The following is a 19,955-nucleotide window of genomic DNA, read 5'->3' as shown; positions in this document are numbered from 1 at the left end:
ATCTTGATTACGTGAGCCCTGTGGACTTTGAGCAACAGGAATTCAGTAAAGCGGCTTAATCAGGTGTCCATTTTTACTTGACCACTACACCGCCCGGTGGCTCCAGCCGTGGTGACTCGGTTGTCCGGAATACTCATTGGCTTCCTGCCAGGCTTTCGCCAGCGTTGGCAAGCCAAGTTCTTCCGGCAGTGGCAGACAGAGTTTGCGAAACTCCGGGGCTGTCGGAGGCCATTCGCCACCGGCCAGTCGTACACGGTTGAGACCTATTTCCAGCTGGGCAGGGTGTAACCCGTTCAGCGTTCTCTGCCACTCGCCGTTGCGATCAGCCAGACCGTAGGCACTGGTCCACTTCTGGCCGAACAGGGCCGTCATGGTCGAAAACAGAGTCACCAGATCTTTCCGGCTCAACGTCGTAGATATTCCCTCCGCTGAAGTTGCCCGTTCTTTCGGGTTGTAGGATATGGGCGTTGGCCTGTTCGACCTGTTCAACCAGGCTGAGTTTTCCAGAATTTCGCTGCCGGGCTTCATAGTTCACCATCCATGGATTGCTGGCGTTATCGGGGTTGTTCAGGTAGGTCGTGGTGGTCTTCACGTACTGGGTACCCGTTGCTCCGGTTTCGTCGCAGTAACGGGCGTAGTTCAGGATGTTGGCCAACAGGTCGTCAGAGGAGTGTCCTTCCCGTAGCCGGGTTTTGTAATGGCCAAAGGTTTTGGTCTTGCTGCCCTTGTCACCTTCACGTTTCGGGTACTGGCTCCACCACTCTTCGAAGGATTCAGAGAAATCAGCCTTGCCCGGTTTGGCTTTTGCCGCAGTCGCACCAGTCGTGCTCCCGGCACTTGGTGGCACTTCCTCCGTCCTGGAGGTCGCACCAGTCGTGCTCCCGGCACTTGGTGGCACTTCCTCCGTCCTGGAGGTCGCACCAGTCGTGCTCCCGGCACTTGGTGGCACTTCTCCCGTCCTGGGGGTCGTGCGATCGTCAGATCGGACACATGTCTTGTAAATATTTCTCTTATTCTCTTCTTCTCTATTTCTCTTATTCTCTGGGCGAACTTTTTCCTCACTGTTCGCTAATGGTTCGCTAACCGGTTCCGAACGCTTAGTGAACTTACTCCGAACCTGTTCTATCAAACGGCGAGTTTCACTGCCCCCCTTGAAACTACTGGCCTTCAGCAGTTCACCACTAACCAGATTAGTGAACATAGGGAGATCATTTGACAGGCTTTCCGGCAGATTCAGCAGTAACCGAAGCCTTGCCTCCATCTGTTTGACATTCTCGGCCCTGTTATGCGCCATGAATTTATTGATGCAGATAAAATCCGTTTTCGCCGACACACTCAGAAACCGGTTCGCTAACAGTTCGCTAACGGTTATTTCAACGGTCTCTGCATCCCACTTCAGGTCACCCATAATATAAGCGCGGGGTAAGCTGAAAATGCCGATCATATTCCCGTGCTTGCAGGTCAGCAGGTAGGCAGCCAATAACTTGCCCTGATCACTGAGTTCCTCATGACGCATGGTGTCCCAGAACTGGCTCTCGATTTTCCCAAACGTTTTCACTGACCACCTGCAGGCTTTGGCGCTTCTTTTGGAAAATACCTTGCCGCCTGCTGGGCATTCTTCTGATTCAGGCTCATCCACTTTTTCAGAAAGATCACCACATTTTTGGCCTCACCCGGCTGGTCCCAACGATCGATCATGTAGTGAAACGCTTTCAACAACTGTTCGCCCACATCGATATCCGGATTTTCCCAACACAACTCTTCATAGAGTGTTGCCGAGGTTGGCATGGCGGGCTGTCCTGCCAGTGGCCACAGAATGTCCTGCCAGCATTGTGGCTGGTCGGGGATGCCCAGTTCGTCGGTATGGATCATTGGGCACCTCCAGCGTGGCGAACGAAGAGGTTGGCTGGTGCTCTGGACTGAGCACGAGGTTGGGATTGACTCATCAGATCTTTCCTTGAGAATTAGTTTTTATCGTTACAGCCTTGCTTTTGCAAAGACAATCGAAAGAATACGTTGCTTTTAGATTACTTGTAAATAGCCAACCTCATCTAAAGCGAACGCTCGCCCTTAATTAATGGCTTCCAGCTGTGTACTATTTTGCTTATGGATAATGGATTAACAGCGATTGGAAAAGAACGTGACGAACTGGACAGATCGGGTCAAAAGCAAAGCGAAAGAACAAAATCTGAAAAATGTCGATATCGCCCGCGCCGTGGGTTGTACGGAAGGGACATTCAGTTTGTGGATGAGTGGTGCCCGGAATCCGAAGCTGAATAACAAAATCGCCATCGCTGAATTTCTTGGCGTTTCCATTGACTGGTTGGAGACCGGCGAAGAGCTGCCAGATCCGAAAACCCTACCCTACATCAGCCTGGATGAGGCAAGCGCCTTTTTTGATGAACTCGATGACAGACGACAGCAGGTACTCTTGGAGTCAGCCATCTGCATTATTGAATCGGACCACAAGAGCTTTATGTTACGGATGGAAAACGACACCATGGTCAACCAGACCCCATCCGATACAGCGATCAGCATTCCCAAAGGTGCCAAAGTTCAGGTGGATACCGTGGTCGCTCCTGAGCCCGGGAAAATCCTGCTGATAGAACACGACGGTGAACTTTCACTCCGCCAGTGGCAACCGATCAGCAAGTCACAACACAGTCTGCGATTCATCAATCGGCTGTACGGCAATTTCGATCTTAACTACGCGGGAGATATCAAGGATATCTACAAGGGCACAGCCGTCGGTGTCAGCTTCCTGTTATAGCGGCCAGCCAATCACCAGCACACCGGGCTGCTGTCCATAGACCTTGATGCAGCGGCCATCGACAATTTGCTTGTCATCTTCCCACAGAATCCCGTTCAGGGCATCACAGTAGAGTTTGGCTACATTGTCAAAGTCCGGCTTCACCGCCGGACGAACCAACCCGGCCTGCGCCTGTCCGTTTTTCTTTTTTGACCAGCTTGCCGGGATCGGGAAGACCGCCACTACCAAAACCCCCACTGGCCCCGCCAGCATTTTTTCCGTTTTCTGCCTTGCCGCCCATCGAACCTCATGTTCCGCCCGCCGGGTGCCCGCTGGTGTGTAGCATTTGCCTCGACGGGTGAACCGGGGGCGCCCTTTGCTTCTGGGTATTGAATTAACAAAAGCAATGACATTTTCGGTATTCCTCTGATTATTTATCGCCACCTGCAAAGTCACTGGTAAACACTGAATCCACTGCTCAACGTTATCCATCCCTGGCTCCGTTCGATAACACAAGGCATTTCAGCTGATAACGGCAGCCAAAGCCTTCAATCCATAAAAACTATCAATACTCAAAAGCTAATATAAATATATTATAACTTATCATCTGCAAAGTTTATCTTTGCAGATATATAAATATAAAAAGCGTTTAAATTTACAAAAATAAGGAATCTTTATGGACGCAGTTACCCGCGATCTCAACCGGCACCTCAATGCCACTGACGACAGGGAAGCCCTCGAAGAGACCATTGAGTCCGAGCTGGAACGGATTGAAGCTCATATTCAGGAACAGATCGAAGATCACAAGCCCATCATCATCGCGGGATTCGGTGTTTTAACTCCCGGCAGCTTCCTGACCTTTCTCACCCTGGAAGAATTTCACCCGATGCAGGGCTACCGCTGGCTGGCCGTGAAGCAGCTGGTGCATGACTGCAACGACGAAAACACCCGCCTTTCTGGCTGGGATGTCATCAACTATGCGAGCAAACGAGGTTATTGCCGTGGTTAATCAAATAAAGACTGAAGAAGTAAACCGCCTGGAAGAACCGGTCATCACCGGGATCAGCGACTGGCTAAACATCAATCAGTACACCTACGACTACGGCAAGGTATGCATCCTGAAAGATCGCATTGCCAGCAACATCACGCCGGATATGACGGTGCTCCAGATCTATCGGGTCATCAGGGATGAAATCACCGCATGGCGTAAGGATCCGAAAACGGCAGATGCCGTGATCGTTGATTTCCGTGCCTGGTGTGAGCTGCATCGCACACTATCCAGCGCATTGGAAAAGAGTTTCCGGATGGAAATTGCCGACCAGGTGCTGGCCGTCAGAAACCGCATTCACCGGGACGAGGCTCTTCGCCATGCCAGCTAAAAAGAAAACCGAACTGATTGAATCCGCTGACGTATTGCCTGTGGATAAGTCAGCAACTGCATTGTCCGAAGTGGGACAAATCATGCAATCCGCCATTGCCCAGAATGCCAGCATCGACACACTGGAAAGGGTAATGAGCCTGTACGAACAGAGCCAGGCCATTGTTGCACGACAACAGTTTAACGAGGCCTTTTCCCGCTTTCAGCAAGAGATGCCAGTGGTTAAAAAGAACAAGACCGCTGCCTTTAACACCAATAATGGCGGTCGCATGGAGTACTCCTACGCCTCCATTGATGATGTGGTTGCTGCGGTTCAGCCGGTTCTTCACCGCTACGGACTGAGCTACTGGTTTGAGCAACAGCAGAATGGGCCAAACATCACCATCACCTGCAATCTGACCCATGTATCCGGCCACACCATCTGTAACACGGCCACTGGTCCTATGGATAACACCGGTAAAAAAAGCCCTCTGCAACAGATCGGTTCTACCGTGACTTATCTGAAGCGACAGACTCTGGTCGGGATTCTTGGCGTGGCCTGCACCGATGATGATACCGATGGTTATGTGCCCGATATGAATGACTCGACCCAGTCACCGGTTCACAACCATTACTCCGATGAAGACTTCCAGCGTCTGTTACCAGAATGGCGGGCATCCATTGAGTCCGGCCAACAGAGTGCAGATCGGATTATCCGAAAAATCAATTCCAAAGCTCCAGCCACCCCACAACAAGTACAACAACTGAAAGCCATCCAACCCAGAGGTCACTAAATGGAAATTCTCGATATCCAGCAGGGGACGCCTGAATGGCTCGCCCTGCGCCAGAATCATTTCACAGCCAGCGAAGCACCGGCCATGATGGGCGACAGTCCGTTTCTCAATCGTGACCAGCTGCTGCATCAAAAGAAAACAGGCAGTACCCCAGAGGTAAACGAATTTCAGCAAAAGAAATTCGATGCCGGGCATCGTGCCGAAGCAGAAGCCCGACCGTTGGCAGAGAAAATAGTCGGAGCGGATCTATTTCCAGCCACCGGGGTTACCATCATCGACGGTTTACCTCTGCTGGCCAGTTTCGACGGACTGACCATGATGGAAGACCTGGTCTTTGAGCACAAGCTCTGGAATGAAAAGCTGGTTGCCCAAATTGAAGGGGAAGGCATTGAGCCTGACTATTACTGGCAGTTAGAACAACAGTTACTGGTTAGCGGTGCCGAACGGGTATTGCTTGTCTGCTCTGATGGTACCTCTGCCAAGCTGCGCTATGTCTACTACGAATCCCACGATCATCGTCGTGAGGCTCTGATCGCTGGATGGAAACAGTTTCAGGAGGATCTGCAGAATTTCGAGCCGGAAACACCTGCACAGGTACTGGAAGGCGAAGTAATTCAAGACACCACGGCACTGGTTGTACAGCTGGATGGATCCGTGATTGATTCCAACCTGCACCTGCTGGAAGAACAGATCTTCAAACGCATTGATTCCGTCAAACCGGCACTGGTTACCGATCAGGATTTTGCTGATGCCGAATCGGCGGTGAAGTTTTTCAAAAAGACGGAAACAAAGTTGAAAGACGGCAAAGAGACTGCGCTTGCCCAGGTACCGGACATCGCCCGACTCTTCACCCGCATAGACCACCTGACCGAGGCCATGGCTACCAAACGCAAGTCTCTGGATAAGCAGGTCAAGCATCAGAAGCAGCACATCAAAGACAGCATCGTACTGAAAGCCGTCACCACCCTGGAAAAAGAACGTCAGGTGATCAATACCGAACTCACTCCCGGCTGGATCGCTGCCGTGGTTATGCCTGCTGATTTTCAGGAAGTGATCAAGGGAAAAAAGAACGTATCCAGCATGCAGTCTGCGGTAAATGATCGCCTGGCACAGGCACGGATCGAACAGAAGCAGCAGGCACAGGACATAAAAAACAATCTGGCTGTGTACCGGAAAATGGCAGTTGATAAGGACTACCTGTTTCCGGATCTGGATGTGCTTCTCCATAAAGAGCAAACCGACCTGATGGCCATTATTGAACTGCGGCTGCACCAGGAAAACCAGACTAAAGCTTGCACAATTAACTCGGAGCCTGAAACAGAGAAAGCCGAAGACCAGCCCGACCTGCTTTACACCGATGGTGAAGTCACCGAAGAGATTCTGACCGACGATATCCACAACATGGAAAAGTGGCTCGGCAAAGGCTCACTGGACTGTTACCGCTTTGACAGTTACGGCAACGAATACCGCATCGAACTGGTCATCCGTCGTGCCGGAATGATCACTCCAACTCAACAACCTTCACTACAAAAACAAAAGGAGATCGCCTGATGGCCGCATCCATGAACCGTGTCACCCTTATTGGCAGACTGGGCAAAGATCCGGACGGCAAAGCCACCGCCAACGGCAATGCCGTCACCATTCTCTCCATCGCCACGGAAGAGAGCTGGAAAAAAGATGGCCAGAAACAGACCCGCACCGAATGGCACCGGGTAGTACTGTACGGCAAACCTGCTGAACTGGCCGCTCAGTATCTGGCCAAAGGCCACAGAGTCATGATCGAAGGTCAACTCCAGACCCGTAAATGGCAGGACCAGAATGGTCAGGATCGCTATCAGACCGAAGTCGTGTACATCGGGTACAACGGCAAGCTACTGTTTCTGGAAAAGAACCCCAATGCTCAGCAGGCTCAGCCTCAGAACTATCAGTCACAACCAGGCACACATCAGAACCAATACGCCAATGCCCGGAATGGTGGTCATGCTCCCCAAGCCATGCAGACACAACAATATGACTCCTACGACGACTCCATTCCATTTTAAAGGAGCTTTTAATGAAAGCCGGAATGTGCCCACTCACACCCGATGATCTGGCCCTGGCCATAGAGATAAAACAGAAGCAGACCAATGGTCTTAGCTCGGAAAAGGAGGAAAAGGAACTGGCAAGAAAAGTCATGCTGGCGGACCGGATCGGTGACGAAATGGAAGGCCTGCAGCTGAATGCAGAAACCGTACTGATTGAAATGACCACCCTGATTGTGGCCATCACCGTAGGTATTCACAGCCCCCAGGCGCGGGATCAGGCGATGTTGGTCACTGGGCTGATCCTGCAACGAATCAGGGATATCAATCAGTACCCTGTCGTAAAGAGCAGCGCCATCCACTGAAACACCATAACAAGACCATAACCAGAAAAGGGAATTGAAAATGGCCGCAACCACTCTCCATCAAAATGGCAAGAGCATGAAAGGAATCAATATGAACACCCCCCAGACTCCCAACAAGCCCTCTTCCAGCCAGTATGGATTTATTCCGGACAGTGCCGTGACCAAAACAGAAATGGTTATGTCCAGCCGGGAGATTGCCAAGGCGCTGGACAAGGAGCATAAAAATGTCAAAAGAGACATTGAAGTCATAGAGATAAAACAGAAGCAGACCGCTGGTCTCAGCTCGGAACAGGAGGAAAAGGAACTGGCAAGAAAAATCATGCTGGCGGACCGGATCGGTGACGAAATGGAAGGCCTGCAGCTGAATGCAGAAACCGTACTGATTGAAATGACGACGCTGATTGTGGCCATCACCGTAGGTATTCACAGCCCCCAGGCGCGAGATCAGGCGATGCTGGTCACTGGGCTGATCCTGCAACGAATCAGGGATATCAATCAGGACCCTGTCGTAAAGAGCAGTGCCATCCACTGAAACACCATAACAAGACCATAACCAGAAAAGGGAATTGAAAATGGCCGCAAACACTCTTCATCAAAATGGTAAGAGCATGAAAGGAATCAATATAAACACCCCCCATACTCCCATCAAGCCCTCTTCCAGCCAGTATGGATTTATTCCAGACAATGCCGTGACCAGAACAGAAATGGTTATGTCCAGTCGGGAGATTGCCAAGGTGCTGGACAAGGAGCATAAAAATGTCAAAAGAGACATTGAAGTCATGCTGAGCAAGCTTGGAATGGGTACGCTCAAATTTGAGCATACCTACGTCAACCCGCAGAACAAGCAGGAATACACTGAATATCAGTTACCCAGGTTTGAGTTCGAAGTGCTGATCACCGGATACGATGTTAAGCGTCGGGCGGCGGTTATCAATCGATGGTATGAACTGGAATCCGGACAATCTAAACCCCTTGCCCCTCTTATCCAGGAACCACAGCTTGACCCCCATCAACTGCTGGAAATCAATATGGACACCAGCCTGAAAGCCATATCCTTTGTTAAAGAATACGGCTTTAAAGGCAATCAGGCCATGCTGGCAGCAGACCGACTGGTGAAAAGCCAGATCAACTTTTCACCACTGGAAGCCATGGGCCAGAAACAACTGGTGGCACCTGTCCAGGCCATGACGTTTACCCCAACCCAGCTCGGGCAGATGATGGAACCACCACAAGATCCCCGTCAGGTAAACAAGTTACTGGAATCGGCAGGACTTCAAATCAAAATCGATAGCCTGTGGGTACCCACCGATCAGGGCCAGCCTCTGTGTGAAATCCTTGATACCGGCAAAGCCCATAACAACGGTACGCCAGTAAAACAGGTGAAGTGGTATCAAAACGTACTGGATCGCTTGCAACCGGCTCTCCCCGACGAATCTAAAACTGAATCGATCGATCAGGATAGCCGCTATGCTGATCCTGCGCCTGAATCGGAAATAGTTGGCTCTGATACCGATGAAGAGCCAGTACAAAGAAAACAAAAACGCAAACGCAACCGCTACGAACTGGATGATTACTTCTCCCTGGTGGAGCTGGGCGAATTTATTGGTCGCAGCCGTCAGCATGTGGTGGAGGTACTGGAAAAGCACCGGCTCATCAAATGGATCGGTCAGGGTAAAAAAGGCAAGTACCTGCTCACCGAAAAGGGCTGGCAGTATGGTCTGATGTACGACCCTTCCGAGATCTGCTTTCACAACCGGAACAGTAAGCGACTGACCACCAGCAATGCCCAGCCGGTGTTGGGGTACGACATCCTGAAATTTTTTTAATGGAAATGCGACATGGATGCGCTGATTTCCCAGCCTGACCTGATGGCGTGGTCAGGCATTAAGCAAAAAGCGGCGCTGGTCAAATGGATGGTTCAAAACCGGATACCGTTTTACTACGGACGTAATGGCGAAGTGGTCACCACCTACGCCGCCATTAACCAGCCATTGATCGGCACAGAGATACAACAACCCAAAAAACAACCACTCAAATTCCTGTAGGAGATGTATTGATGGGAAGACCACGCAATAAAGAGAATGCTCAATTGCCGGATGGCGTTTACCGAAGCAAAGGGCGTTTCATTTATAAGCCTTACCATGGCCGGGTTGGTCAAAAGAATGTGTACGGTGCTGAAATCGTTCTGGGTCCGGAAACCATGGCCATGTCCAAACTCTACATGGCCATTGAGAACCTGGAGAAAAGTTCAGACCAGACATTGGGCTGGCTGCTGGATGAATATCTGGAGTCCCGAAAACTCAGAAGCCAGAGCAAGGATTGGCAGTACAACAAAAGGCTGTATACCCCCAAGGTGAAAAACTTCCCCGTGGAAGGGTATGGCACTTTCGGTAAAGTACCGCTGGCGCTGATCACCCCACCATCATTGAACCGGTTCTATGAAAAATTTTCCGACAAACCGGGCGCCGTCGCCAATGCCCGCAAACTGATCTCCAGTGCATGGAGCTGGGGAAGAAGCCATCTTGAAGGGGTACCACCTAACCCATCGCTGGATTGCGAAGCACTGCCAAGACCAAACCGGCAAGATGTGTACGTCAGCGATGAAGACTACGCCTGCGTTTACTATCTGGCCAATCCCTTCTGGAAAGCCATGATGGAGTTTGCCTACATCTGCCGGGCAAGACGTTCCGAGCTGATCAATATGAAGCGGGACCAGCTGCTGGAGAAAGGCATACAGCTGAAACGGGTCAAAGGCTCACTGGATGAAATCACCCTCTGGACCCCACGCCTGAGAAAAGCACTCAAGCTTCTTGAAGATTACAACAACGGTGAGAAGTTTGAATATGTGTTCGGTGCGCCCAACGTAATCGCCAAAAAAGGCATTCAGATGTCACCGGGACAAAAGATGCATAAAAACACGCTGGACAGCCAGTGGCAGAAACTGATCAATCGAGCAGTGGATGAAGGGCTCATTGACGAGAAATGGCACTTCCACGATCTCAAGGCAAAGGGAGTCTCTGACCATGAAGGACTAGTCTCCGGCCACAAAACACTGGAAGCAAAGAAAATCTACATCCGGAAAACCCAGGAAGTACAGGGTACGAGATAACAAAAGGGAAGAGAGATGAGAGAAGATATCACCGGGCAGTTGTCCGGTTTTTTTTGCCGTCAATTACACGACATATCTTTGAGTATTGGTGCCCAGGAGAAGACTCGAACTTCCACAACCATACAGTTACCAGCACCTGAAGCTGGCGCGTCTACCAATTCCGCCACCTGGGCATATACGACAATTTACTACTTTTTAACGATGTTTGGTGCCCAGGAGAAGACTCGAACTTCCACGACCATACAGTCACTAGCACCTGAAGCTAGCGCGTCTACCAATTCCGCCACCTGGGCATCGTCAAAAATGTTGCTGAACTTTATTGCACTTTGGCGCAAAAAACAAGGCGATTTTTTAGCCAGAGGTTTTAGGATTTATTTTAGGAAACGACATATGTCATCTACCTTAACAAACCTGCAAGCCTTTGTTTTCCAAGGACAAAAGTCTGAAAACAAAACGACGAACCGTCAAACACACACCAGCACCTGAAGCTAGCGCGTCTACCAATTCCGCCACCTGGGCCTTGCCATCGCTGTCCAACATCTCAGCGATGCGGCGCATATTAGAGATCACTGGATGGACTGTCAACCACTTAACATCAGATTAACCAAAGATTATGGAAGCTACGTATCCAGCTATCGGTTATTCACCTCACACCCAATAGCAAGGCGTAAAGAGGGTGGAATTGACTATCTCTTCATGGCTCTGGTCATGGTTTGAAACCACATCACTTTACTGAGATCACCGGTTGCCACGATATTCTGCTCCTGGACACCACGCATAAAGGCTTCCTGGGTATTTTTTGCCGTCAGGATTTCAAAGCCTTTAGTGGCACTGGAGAAAGAAAGCTCAAATGTTGGCTCGGTGGTGGTTCCGGCAACCGGGTAAACCTGTTTGTCTTTGACAATATAGTGCCGGGCGACACCGTCTTTACTGCTGAGCTGAAAGGTCAGGTCCTGGCCTTCCAGCGTCTTTTGAAATGAGGGGTTCTTTCGACTGGCACGTTTCATCATGAAACCCAGTGCCCATAACAACAATTTGAATTTCACTACTTCAGTCCCGAACTCTATATAAAAAAACACTTCCCCATGGCGCAGCTTGCAAAAGCTGGCAATGGAAAAATGCTTTCTGAGAGGTTGTGCAAACAGTATTTATGAAGATGGTGAAACCGGTAGCCGGTTTATCTGGCACATCAATCGCAGCTGGCCAGATAGAGAGCTATCAGTTTACGGCTTCTTTCAGGGCTTTGCCCGGCTTGAAAGCCACTGTCTTACTGGCCTTAATCTGGATGGTTTCGCCGGTTTGGGGATTTTTACCGGTACGGGCAGCACGGCTGCGCTGTTCAAAAGTACCAAAGCCAACAAGGTTGACAGAGTCTGCTGATTTCATGGCACTGGTGATGGCTTCAAGAATGGCATTGAGCGCCAGGGAAGCCTTGTCCTTGCTGATATCCGCTTCGTCAGCGATGACATTGACCAGATCGGGTTTACGCATAGGAAATACACTCCGTTTTGTTTTTCTTGTTTCTTCCCTTGAATCAAGGGTTTCTCGCTTCCTGAGCAAGGACAGCAGCAGCTCTTGACTACAGGTGTATGGCTCACAGACAAAAACAGACTAAAACACAGCCGCTCTCAGGGCAATAGTCTGAACCAACTGTTTGTGGGATTTTTGTCAGAAATCCGGGTTTTTCGATCATTCAACCCACTTCCATCATCTCAAAGTCAGATTTGCTGGCTCCACAATCCGGGCAGAGCCAGTCCTCCGGAACATCCTCCCAGGCCGTTCCGGCAGGTATGCCATCGTCAGGCCAGCCGACAGACTCATCATAGACAAAACCACAGACAATACACTGCCACTTTTTCATCATTCTCTCCGGTTCATACATGCTAACTGTTGTTTGTTTCTGGTATGCTTTGTGCTTTTGAAATCACCCCAAATGCTCAACAGGTCAATCTGTAAACAAAGATTCACCAAGAAGAATAAATATACGTTATCAGAGATCATCATGCCCGCAAGTCACGAGCCGGAATCCAGCCGTTCACACCGCCTGGACAGCAAAGGCACTGTTTTTGACAACCGCAGCGGTGAAGAGCGCTGCTACCGTATTCGCTGTGCAGGAATCACCAAAGTGTATCCGGGTGTTGTTGCCAATGATCAGGTAAGCCTGGCCATCCGGCCTGGCGAAATCCATGCGCTGCTGGGCGAAAATGGTGCAGGCAAAAGTACCTTGATGAAAATCATCTATGGCGTGACGCAACCAGACAGCGGACATATCTGGTTTGATGGCCAGCAGCACACCCTGAAATCGCCAGCCCATGCAAGACGCCTTGGCATCGGCATGGTATTCCAGCACTTCTCATTGTTTGAAACCTTAACCGTGGTGGAAAACATTGCGCTCTCTTTTTACGGGAAGGCGATGGATAAAAGAGCAGCAGGCCAGCTGAAGGATCTGGCCCGACGCATCGAGGAAATCTCCAGCCATTACGGTATGCCCATTGACCCTCATCGTCATGTGCACAGTTTATCCACCGGAGAGCGCCAGCGGGTTGAGATCATCCGCTGCCTGGTACAAGACATTAGCCTGTTGATTCTGGATGAGCCCACCTCAGTGCTGACACCACAGGAAGTCAGCAGTTTGTTTGTCACCTTGAAAAAGCTGGCCGCTGAAGGCTGCAGTCTGCTGTTTATCAGCCATAAGCTTCAGGAAGTTAAAGCCCTGTGTGATAGCGCCACGGTACTGAGACACGGAAAGATTGCCGGAACCTGTGATCCGAAAACCACCAGCACTGAGGATATGGCCAGTATGATGGTGGGCAGCCAGACGACACTGGGTCAGCGCTACAGTTTTTCCACCAATAAGAATGACGATAAACGCCTCGTCGTCAGAGGGCTGACGGAAGCGGCACTGGGTGACTTTGGCACCCCATTGCATGACATCCATTTTTCGGTAAAACCCGGGGAAATTCTTGGCATCGCCGGTGTAGCGGGCAATGGCCAGAAAGAATTAATTCAGCTGCTCAGCGGGGAGAGACTGGCTACCTCACCGGACTTTATCACGCTGGATAACCAGCCCATTGGCCAGCTAACCCCCGGTAAACGACGACGCCTGGGCATGGCCGTCGTGCCGGAAGAGCGCCTGGGTCGGGGAGCGGTGCCCGACATGTCGCTGTCAGATAATGGCCTGCTCACTGGCTTTTTACAAAACCTGGTGTCCGGGGGATTTTTAAGACAGCGACGAATTCACGGATTTGCCAACAACGTTATCAGTCGCTTTCGTGTAAAAGCCCACGGCAACTCAGCGGATGCCAAAAGCCTGTCCGGCGGTAATTTGCAGAAGTTCATTATTGGCCGTGAAATTTTACAGAATCCCAAACTGCTGATCTGTGCCAGCCCTACCTGGGGCGTTGATGTTGGTGCCGCCAACCTGATCCATCAGTCCCTGATTGATCTGCGGGACAAGGGCACGGCCATCGTCGTGCTTTCTGAAGACCTGGATGAACTGTTCCAGATTTCGGACCGAATTGGTGCACTCTGCCACGGCAAACTGTCGCCGGTGAAACCGGTCAGGGAAACCTCCATTAACGAAGTGGGTCAATGGATGGCCGGTGTGTTTGGTCATCCGGAAAAATCAGCCTCAGCACCGATGGCAATGGAACCTGACAGACAGGCAAAGGAGTATACCCCCTGATGAAGATTGCCATTGAAAGAAGGCCGCAAGACTCCAGCCTGATGAAATATCTGTCCCCCGTTCTGGCGGTGTTGCTCACCCTGATGGCCGGGAGTGTGATTTTTGCCATGCAGGGGCAGAACCCGTGGACCGGCTTATATACCTTCTTCATTCTGCCCATCAGCGATAGCTATGGCCTGTCCGAGCTGGGTGTCAAAGCCGCCCCCATACTGCTCTGTGCCATGGGGCTGGCGGTGTGTTTTCGAGCCAATATCTGGAACATTGGCGCGGAAGGACAGTTACTGATGGGGGCTCTGATGGGCAGCTGGGCCGCCCTGAGCTGGATGGATTCGGAAGGCGTCTGGGTGCTCCCCGCGGTACTGATAACCGGCGCTGTGGCTGGTTTGCTCTGGGCATTGATCCCTGCGGTGCTGAGGAATCATTTCAATACCAATGAAATCCTCACCACCATTATGTTGAACTATATTGCCCTGAATCTGCTGCTCTATGCCGTGCACGGCCCCCTGAAAGATCCTCATGGTTTTAACTTCCCGGAATCTGCACTGTTTACCGATGCGGTCACGCTGCCACTGTTGCTGGAAGGAACCCGCCTGCATATTGGTCTGGCCTTCGGACTGCTGGCCGGGGTGTGCATTTGGGTCCTGATGACCAGGACCTTTCTGGGCTTTCAGCTGAAGGTCATTGGTCTGGATGCCAGTGCCGGGCACTTTGCCGGTTTCCGTGAACGCCGTCTGGTGTATTTCAGCCTGTTGCTGTGTGGTGCTTTGGCCGGGCTTGCCGGTATCTCGGAAGTCAGTGGCCCGATTGGTCAGCTGGTGCCATCGGTCTCCCCCGGCTACGGTTATGCGGCCATTATTGTTGCCTTTCTTGGTCGCCTGCACCCTATTGGTATTTTACTGGCCAGCCTGCTGATGGCGCTGGTTTATATGGGGGGCGAGATGGGTCAGATTGACCTTGGCCTGCCGCTGGCCATGGGCAGTCTGTTTCAGGGGATGTTGCTGTTCTTTCTGCTGGCCTGTGATTTTCTGATCAGTTACCGCTTGAACATCTCTACTTATCCACTCCCGGCTCAGGGACATCATGTAGGAGTCAACGGCTAATGGATATGGACCTGATCACTAACATTCTGTTTGCCATGGTTCGAACCGGTACGCCACTGCTGCTGGTTGCCCTGGGGGAACTGGTGTGTGAAAAGAGCGGCGTGCTTAACCTGGGGCAGGAGGGCATGATGCTGATGGGCGCGGTGATCGGCTTTATTGCCGCACTCACCACAGGCAGCCTGATCTTCGGGGTGATAATGAGTCTGCTGGTTGGCATGGCCATGGCTATGTTGTTTGGCCTGCTGGCGATCCAGTTGCGGGCCAATCAGGTGGCTACCGGCCTGGCCCTGACCATTTTTGGTGCAGGCCTGAGTGCTTATGTGGGCACTGACTACATCGGTCAGGCTTTGGCAGGCTTCCAACCCATGTTGATCCCGCTGTTATCAGACATTCCGGTGCTGGGTAAAGCCCTGTTCAATCAGGACATTCTGGTTTACTGCTCTCTGGGTATCGCGTTGGCTATCTGGCTGTTCTTCCGCTTCAGCCGCCCCGGCCTGATGGTGAAAGCCATCGGGGAAAGCCCATACTCAGCCACGGCTGTAGGCTTACCGGTAATACGGACCCGGTGGCTGGCGTTACTGTTTGGTGGTGCCATGGCGGGCCTCGGGGGGGCTTATCTGTCACTGGCCTATACGCCGCTGTGGGCAGAAGGCATGACCGCAGGGCGTGGCTGGATTGCCCTGGCCCTGGTGGTATTTGCCAGCTGGAAGGTAGAACGGGTCTTACTGGGGGCCTGGCTGTTTGGTTTGGCAAGCATTATGCATCTGGTACTGCAGGGGATGGGTGCCTCTATCTCATCCAATCTGCTGGCGACCCTGCCTTATCTGGCGACCATTGTGGTGCTGGTACTGCTATCAAGCAACCAGTCCAGAAGCCGGTTGCTGGCACCAATGTCCCTTGGCAAACCCTACCACCAGGCGGGGTAATCTTTAAAACGGTTCCAACCCGGCCTGACAGGGAACTCAGGCCATTAATCTAACGATAAAACAGACCTGTAAGGAGTTGATCATCCCATGAAATCCCTGATTAAAAAGGCCCTCGTCTCTGTGGCCACGGCCGGATTGATGACCCTGTCGACACTCTCGTCGGCGGTTGAAAAGCCGCTGAAAGTGGGCTTTGTCTATGTCGGCCCGGTGGGTGATGCTGGCTGGACCTATGGTCATGATGAAGGCCGACTGGAGATGGTTGAGAAGCTGGGCAAGAATATCGAAACCACTTATGTTGAGAGTGTCTCTGAAGGTGCCGATGCCGAGCGGGTCATCCGTAAACTGGCACAGCAGGGACACGACCTGATCTTTACCACCTCGTTTGGCTACATGAACCCAACTCTGAAAGTGGCCAAGCAATTTCCCAACGTTAAGTTCCAGCACGCCACGGGTTACAAGCGTGGCAAGAATGTTGGCACCTACTCCGCCCGCTTCTATGAAGGCCGTTACCTGACGGGCGTGATTGCCGGACATATGACCAAAAACAATGTGATTGGCTATGTGGGTTCATTCCCGATTCCTGAAGTGGTCCAGGGGATCAATGCCTTTACCCTCGGCCTGCGCAGTGTCAACCCGGATGCCACCGTGAAAGTGGTCTGGATCAACAGCTGGTACGACCCTGCCAAAGAGCGTGAGGCGGCTGAGTCACTGATTGCCCAGGGTGCCGACATCATCAACCAGCACACCGACTCACCCGCTCCGGTGCAGGCCGCCCAGGACAAAGGGGTATTTGCCTTTGGCTATGACACGGACATGACACGCTTTGGTCCCGATGCCCACCTGACCGGCAGCATGGTTCACTGGGGGGGCTTCTATACTGACACGGCCAAAGCAGTACTGGATAAGCAGTGGAAGGCAGAAGATGTATGGGGCGGCTTCTCCGCAGGCATGGTTGAAATGGCCCCTTATAACAAAGCCATTCCTGAAACCGTTGTTGCCCAGGTCGAAGCCTTCAAGACACAGATTGCCGATGGCACCTTCACCATTTTTGAAGGCCCCATCAAGGCACAGGATGGTTCCATTAAAGTTTCAGAGGGTACAAAGCTGAACGATGGTGATATTCTGTCCATGAACTGGTATGTGGAGGGCGTTGAAGGCTCTTTGCCTAACTGATCCCCACTTGATTGACAGATCCTGGAGTCATCGGCTCCAGGCAGGATGTACTGCCGATGCCCTTTGCTGACATGAACTGGCAACCCGCCCGGGATGCCAAAGCGATACCCAGCGCACTGCGTGAGATGATACTGGATCAACATTCGTTGACCCGACGGCTGAAACAAGCACACAACAACGATTTTTTTGTCCGGGTCATTTCCCATGATTGGCAGGAGCCGGATGCATCAGAGAAAGCCTTTCTTCATTGCGATGATCAGCGTGCCAGCATAAGAGAAGTCCTGCTGTTTGGCTCAGGTCAACCGGTGGTTTTTGCCCGCAGTGTGTTACCGGAGTCCAGTCTGTCCGGTGAGAATAGAGTACTTCTGGAACTGGAGGACAGGCCATTAGGTGAATATATTTTCAGTCAGCCCGGCCTGCGCCGTGGACCGATTGAAGTTGCCGATATCAAAGCCAGTGAATTTAACGCACACCTTGATGTGGAATTTACGGCAGAAATCGCCTGGGCCAGACGATCCCTGTTTTTTTTGCGGGATAAGCCTATTTCTGTTTGTGAGGTTTTTTTGCCTGAGCGTGAGAGCAGAGGGGCTGTCTGAGAATAGCGCCTGGTTACCTCCTGGTAGCATGTGAAGCGGCATTGCAGTATGCCAGTAAATTTTTTACTGCCAGCAAAAATATCGTTTCCCGCTTACTGCACAAGAATGGTTACCGGCGTCGGAAACCACAGAAAAAGCGAACCATGGGACAGCATGCCGAACTTCTGAGTTTGCCTGCGAAAGCGTTGAACTGTGGTGGAATGAAGAGGGGCAAAGGGACTATCCGGGTCAGAATGAATTGCTCATGTTGTGTGACGGTGGTGGCAGTAACAGTGCGTCGGCATATATTTTCAAGGAAGATCTGCAGGCGCTGGCGAATCGTCTGGGTGTGGAGATCCGGATAGCGCACTATCCACCATACTGCTCTAAATACAACCCCGTTGAACACCGCTTGTTCCCACACGTGACACGCGCCTGTCAGGGCGTATCGCTGGAAAGCATTGAAACAGCGGCATACTACATGAGTAAAACAGAGACAACAGGACTTGCCGTAACTACCAGAATCATCGACAAGGTCTTTGAGGCTGGCCGGAAGTATGCGGCTGATTTCAAGGAGAAAATGACCATTCAGTTCGATAAAATTCTCCCAAAATGGAACTATAGAGCTATCCCTGAAGCTGGGTGAAATGAGGAAGTTATTTCGGGACTATTCCTTAATAAGCGCTTTGCTGATTATCTTACTTCTTACTGCCTGTTGGGAACGTGGCAGCAAGAAGTAAAAAAGGTTAATCAGCTCTTTCCGGGATGATTAATCTGGGCCATGCCAATAACCCTTGGGTCGTTGGAATTTTTATGGTTAATTATTGCCAGGTAGAATGGATGGTCAAATTTAAAGCGAAGAAGTTTTTCAGGAGGTATATGTAAATCGTATGAGAGTATAGATGACGCAGCAGCTACCGCCGCTCCATTTTCATCAACGTCCAATGCTGCTATATGTTTACCCTTGGCTTCAGCCTCTTCACATATTTTTGTAAATTGATAATTGAACTTGAACTTGGGCAGCGTTAGCACCGCGTGTTTACTTCCGGATTTGCCCAGGATAGTGGTGAGGCCACTTGACAAAACCTGGTTGAGATCTTCACTACCGGGATTCGTTTCCCCTTCTGGCGGTAAAACAAACACCGCTTTCATGCCCGATTCCATAACAGGAACAGCGACAAAGTCATAGTCTTTATTTTTTATGTGCTTAATGGGTTGTACACTTCCACTTTCCATCCACTGTATTTCTGAGTGGGTTGCATTTTCCCATGTCATTTCTGAACTCTCATTTTCATTCATCACTCTAAAAGGAAACTGCCATGAGACCTGTTGCAATAACCAGGTGACCAGTTGAAACGCCAGGTCTGGATTATCCAGGTCTTTTGCTTGCAGAAAATCAGTAATCAGGCCCTGGGTGTCTTTTGTTATTTGCTCATTGAGCTCTGCCGTGGCCTGTTCAGGTCCCTTGTGAAAAAAAGCTTCACTGGTTGTATGAGGAATCTGGGATTGTCTCAGAATTCCATCAATCTTTGGTCTTTTTGAAAAGACATGTATGCCTTCTTCGGTGCTTTTGATCAATGGTCGAGCTTGATGAAGCTCACCAATATCCCCTACTTGATAAGGCTCACCAGTATCCCCTATAGAGTCCGCCATATATTTTAAATTGGTAGTGATCGCCTCTGATGTTGTGACCAGAGCAGGTGAGGTAACAATGTTAATTGATCGTTCGAATAATGTTAATTCTCTAACAAATTCCTGTACGTCATCGACAAGCCCCTTCAAATAGGGTTGGACATTGTTTGTTACTGATGTACCAGAATCTGGGGAATCAGCCGACTGTGTTGAGGATTGCGGGAGGGGTAAATCACTGTTGTCCCAGAACGTATTGGATGGAGCTCTGGGGTAGTCACTAGAGGGTAAATTATTCATATATATTCAAGCCTCCAATCGTAATATTTTTATCTGAACCAGCACATTATTTATAATCAAACATGGCAAGTTCTGACCGGTTAAATGATAGGAGGTATTTTTATTCTGTAAATAATTGTTTGAAAATTAAATGTCATTGTTATTTTTGCCAGATAGATGGTTGTTGTTGATT

The 19,955-nt window shown here is 50.7% G+C and carries 25 protein-coding genes and 2 tRNA genes; 17 read left to right on the top strand and 10 right to left on the bottom strand.

Annotation, left to right across the window (positions count from 1 at the left end; all coding sequences use genetic code 11):
* Positions 1-84 precede the first annotated feature (84 nt).
* From ACO6VE_RS14585 to ACO6VE_RS14575, 3 genes are read right to left on the bottom strand one after another with little or no spacing between them, the layout of a single operon-like run.
* On the bottom strand, positions 85-390 hold the full coding sequence (locus ACO6VE_RS14585; RefSeq protein WP_422461975.1) for a hypothetical protein: 306 nt from the start codon (positions 388-390) through the stop codon (positions 85-87).
* On the bottom strand, positions 323-1,558 hold the full coding sequence (locus ACO6VE_RS14580) for a hypothetical protein (protein WP_422461973.1): 1,236 nt from the start codon (positions 1,556-1,558) through the stop codon (positions 323-325). Before ACO6VE_RS14580 ends, ACO6VE_RS14585 begins: the two co-directional genes overlap by 68 nt.
* The gene (locus ACO6VE_RS14575) at positions 1,555-1,872 is read right to left on the bottom strand and encodes a hypothetical protein (protein WP_422461971.1); all 318 of its coding nucleotides are present in this window, start codon (positions 1,870-1,872) and stop codon (positions 1,555-1,557) included. Before ACO6VE_RS14575 ends, ACO6VE_RS14580 begins: the two co-directional genes overlap by 4 nt.
* Before the next feature lie 268 nt (positions 1,873-2,140).
* Between ACO6VE_RS14575 and ACO6VE_RS14570 the strand changes: the two genes are divergently transcribed.
* A complete protein-coding gene (locus tag ACO6VE_RS14570; RefSeq protein ID WP_422461969.1) occupies positions 2,141-2,770 on the top strand; it encodes a helix-turn-helix domain-containing protein in 630 nt (209 codons plus the stop codon).
* On the opposite strand, the gene ACO6VE_RS14565 is transcribed toward ACO6VE_RS14570, so the two are convergent.
* Positions 2,765-3,241: a RusA family crossover junction endodeoxyribonuclease gene (locus ACO6VE_RS14565; RefSeq protein ID WP_422461967.1), complete on the bottom strand. Its 477-nt coding sequence runs from the start codon at positions 3,239-3,241 to the stop codon at positions 2,765-2,767. The two genes, ACO6VE_RS14570 and ACO6VE_RS14565, sit on opposite strands and share 6 nt — an antisense overlap.
* A gap of 184 nt (positions 3,242-3,425) precedes the next feature.
* On the opposite strand from ACO6VE_RS14565, the gene ACO6VE_RS14560 reads away from it, so the two are divergent.
* The 10 genes from ACO6VE_RS14560 to ACO6VE_RS14515 are packed head-to-tail and all read left to right on the top strand — an operon-like array spanning position 3,426 to position 10,395.
* On the top strand, positions 3,426-3,758 hold the full coding sequence (locus ACO6VE_RS14560; protein ID WP_422461965.1) for a hypothetical protein: 333 nt from the start codon (positions 3,426-3,428) through the stop codon (positions 3,756-3,758).
* On the top strand, positions 3,727-4,128 hold the full coding sequence (locus tag ACO6VE_RS14555) for a hypothetical protein (RefSeq protein WP_422461963.1): 402 nt from the start codon (positions 3,727-3,729) through the stop codon (positions 4,126-4,128). Before ACO6VE_RS14560 ends, ACO6VE_RS14555 begins: the two co-directional genes overlap by 32 nt.
* Positions 4,118-4,900 (top strand): ERF family protein, encoded by a 783-nt coding sequence (locus ACO6VE_RS14550; RefSeq protein ID WP_422461961.1) that lies wholly within the window; start codon positions 4,118-4,120, stop codon positions 4,898-4,900. The genes ACO6VE_RS14555 and ACO6VE_RS14550 overlap by 11 nt, the downstream gene beginning before the upstream one ends.
* Positions 4,901-6,451 (top strand): YqaJ viral recombinase family protein, encoded by a 1,551-nt coding sequence (locus ACO6VE_RS14545; RefSeq protein ID WP_422461959.1) that lies wholly within the window; start codon positions 4,901-4,903, stop codon positions 6,449-6,451.
* Positions 6,451-6,942: a single-stranded DNA-binding protein gene (locus tag ACO6VE_RS14540; protein WP_422461957.1), complete on the top strand. Its 492-nt coding sequence runs from the start codon at positions 6,451-6,453 to the stop codon at positions 6,940-6,942. The genes ACO6VE_RS14545 and ACO6VE_RS14540 overlap by 1 nt, the downstream gene beginning before the upstream one ends.
* A gap of 11 nt (positions 6,943-6,953) precedes the next feature.
* Positions 6,954-7,286 carry a hypothetical protein gene (locus ACO6VE_RS14535; RefSeq protein ID WP_422461955.1) on the top strand — a complete coding sequence of 111 codons (333 nt, stop codon included), beginning with the start codon at positions 6,954-6,956 and terminating at the stop codon, positions 7,284-7,286.
* A gap of 40 nt (positions 7,287-7,326) precedes the next feature.
* Complete coding sequence (locus ACO6VE_RS14530) at positions 7,327-7,818, top strand: hypothetical protein (protein WP_422461953.1); 492 nt, start codon at positions 7,327-7,329, stop codon at positions 7,816-7,818.
* Between the two features lie 40 nt (positions 7,819-7,858).
* The gene (locus ACO6VE_RS14525) at positions 7,859-9,112 is read left to right on the top strand and encodes a Rha family transcriptional regulator (protein ID WP_422461951.1); all 1,254 of its coding nucleotides are present in this window, start codon (positions 7,859-7,861) and stop codon (positions 9,110-9,112) included.
* Between the two features lie 12 nt (positions 9,113-9,124).
* Positions 9,125-9,331: a DUF4224 domain-containing protein gene (locus tag ACO6VE_RS14520; protein WP_101746061.1), complete on the top strand. Its 207-nt coding sequence runs from the start codon at positions 9,125-9,127 to the stop codon at positions 9,329-9,331.
* A gap of 11 nt (positions 9,332-9,342) precedes the next feature.
* A complete protein-coding gene (locus ACO6VE_RS14515) occupies positions 9,343-10,395 on the top strand; it encodes a tyrosine-type recombinase/integrase (RefSeq protein ID WP_422461948.1) in 1,053 nt (350 codons plus the stop codon).
* An 86-nt stretch (positions 10,396-10,481) separates the two neighbouring features.
* Here the strand turns inward: ACO6VE_RS14515 and ACO6VE_RS14510 are convergent.
* The 5 genes from ACO6VE_RS14510 to ACO6VE_RS14490 form a co-directional block, all read right to left on the bottom strand.
* Positions 10,482-10,568, bottom strand: a tRNA-Leu gene (locus ACO6VE_RS14510).
* Between the two features lie 33 nt (positions 10,569-10,601).
* Positions 10,602-10,688: transfer RNA gene (locus ACO6VE_RS14505), tRNA-Leu, on the bottom strand.
* A 393-nt stretch (positions 10,689-11,081) separates the two neighbouring features.
* Positions 11,082-11,405: a helicase gene (locus tag ACO6VE_RS14500; RefSeq protein WP_269672018.1), complete on the bottom strand. Its 324-nt coding sequence runs from the start codon at positions 11,403-11,405 to the stop codon at positions 11,082-11,084.
* A 208-nt stretch (positions 11,406-11,613) separates the two neighbouring features.
* The gene (locus ACO6VE_RS14495; RefSeq protein ID WP_163371979.1) at positions 11,614-11,886 is read right to left on the bottom strand and encodes an HU family DNA-binding protein; all 273 of its coding nucleotides are present in this window, start codon (positions 11,884-11,886) and stop codon (positions 11,614-11,616) included.
* 202 nt (positions 11,887-12,088) lie between these two features.
* Entirely contained in the window at positions 12,089-12,256 is a 168-nt protein-coding gene (locus ACO6VE_RS14490; protein WP_422447956.1) for a rubredoxin, read from the bottom strand.
* Positions 12,257-12,397: 141 nt separating this feature from the next.
* On the opposite strand from ACO6VE_RS14490, the gene ACO6VE_RS14485 reads away from it, so the two are divergent.
* The 6 genes from ACO6VE_RS14485 (at position 12,398) to ACO6VE_RS14460 (ending at position 18,500) form a co-directional block, all read left to right on the top strand.
* Positions 12,398-14,080 carry an ABC transporter ATP-binding protein gene (locus tag ACO6VE_RS14485; RefSeq protein WP_422447831.1) on the top strand — a complete coding sequence of 561 codons (1,683 nt, stop codon included), beginning with the start codon at positions 12,398-12,400 and terminating at the stop codon, positions 14,078-14,080.
* Positions 14,080-15,180, top strand: a complete 1,101-nt coding sequence (locus ACO6VE_RS14480) for an ABC transporter permease (protein ID WP_422461946.1) — start codon at positions 14,080-14,082, stop codon at positions 15,178-15,180. Before ACO6VE_RS14485 ends, ACO6VE_RS14480 begins: the two co-directional genes overlap by 1 nt.
* Entirely contained in the window at positions 15,180-16,106 is a 927-nt protein-coding gene (locus ACO6VE_RS14475) for an ABC transporter permease (protein WP_422461944.1), read from the top strand. The genes ACO6VE_RS14480 and ACO6VE_RS14475 overlap by 1 nt, the downstream gene beginning before the upstream one ends.
* A gap of 87 nt (positions 16,107-16,193) precedes the next feature.
* The gene (locus ACO6VE_RS14470; protein ID WP_269672022.1) at positions 16,194-17,279 is read left to right on the top strand and encodes a BMP family ABC transporter substrate-binding protein; all 1,086 of its coding nucleotides are present in this window, start codon (positions 16,194-16,196) and stop codon (positions 17,277-17,279) included.
* A gap of 56 nt (positions 17,280-17,335) precedes the next feature.
* The gene (locus ACO6VE_RS14465; protein WP_422447825.1) at positions 17,336-17,875 is read left to right on the top strand and encodes a chorismate--pyruvate lyase family protein; all 540 of its coding nucleotides are present in this window, start codon (positions 17,336-17,338) and stop codon (positions 17,873-17,875) included.
* Positions 17,876-17,933: 58 nt separating this feature from the next.
* Positions 17,934-18,500 (top strand): ISAzo13-like element transposase-related protein, encoded by a 567-nt coding sequence (locus tag ACO6VE_RS14460; protein WP_422461977.1) that lies wholly within the window; start codon positions 17,934-17,936, stop codon positions 18,498-18,500.
* Positions 18,501-18,604: 104 nt separating this feature from the next.
* On the opposite strand, the gene ACO6VE_RS14455 is transcribed toward ACO6VE_RS14460, so the two are convergent.
* Positions 18,605-19,783: a serpin family protein gene (locus ACO6VE_RS14455; RefSeq protein ID WP_422461942.1), complete on the bottom strand. Its 1,179-nt coding sequence runs from the start codon at positions 19,781-19,783 to the stop codon at positions 18,605-18,607.
* Positions 19,784-19,955: the final 172 nt, after the last annotated feature.

The sequence above is a fragment of the Endozoicomonas sp. ALB115 genome, assembly GCF_049310245.1.
Classification (GTDB): Bacteria; Pseudomonadota; Gammaproteobacteria; order Pseudomonadales; family Endozoicomonadaceae; genus Endozoicomonas.
The sequence above is the reverse complement of the archived record's forward strand: the minus strand, read 5'-3'. Positions and strand labels throughout refer to the sequence as shown.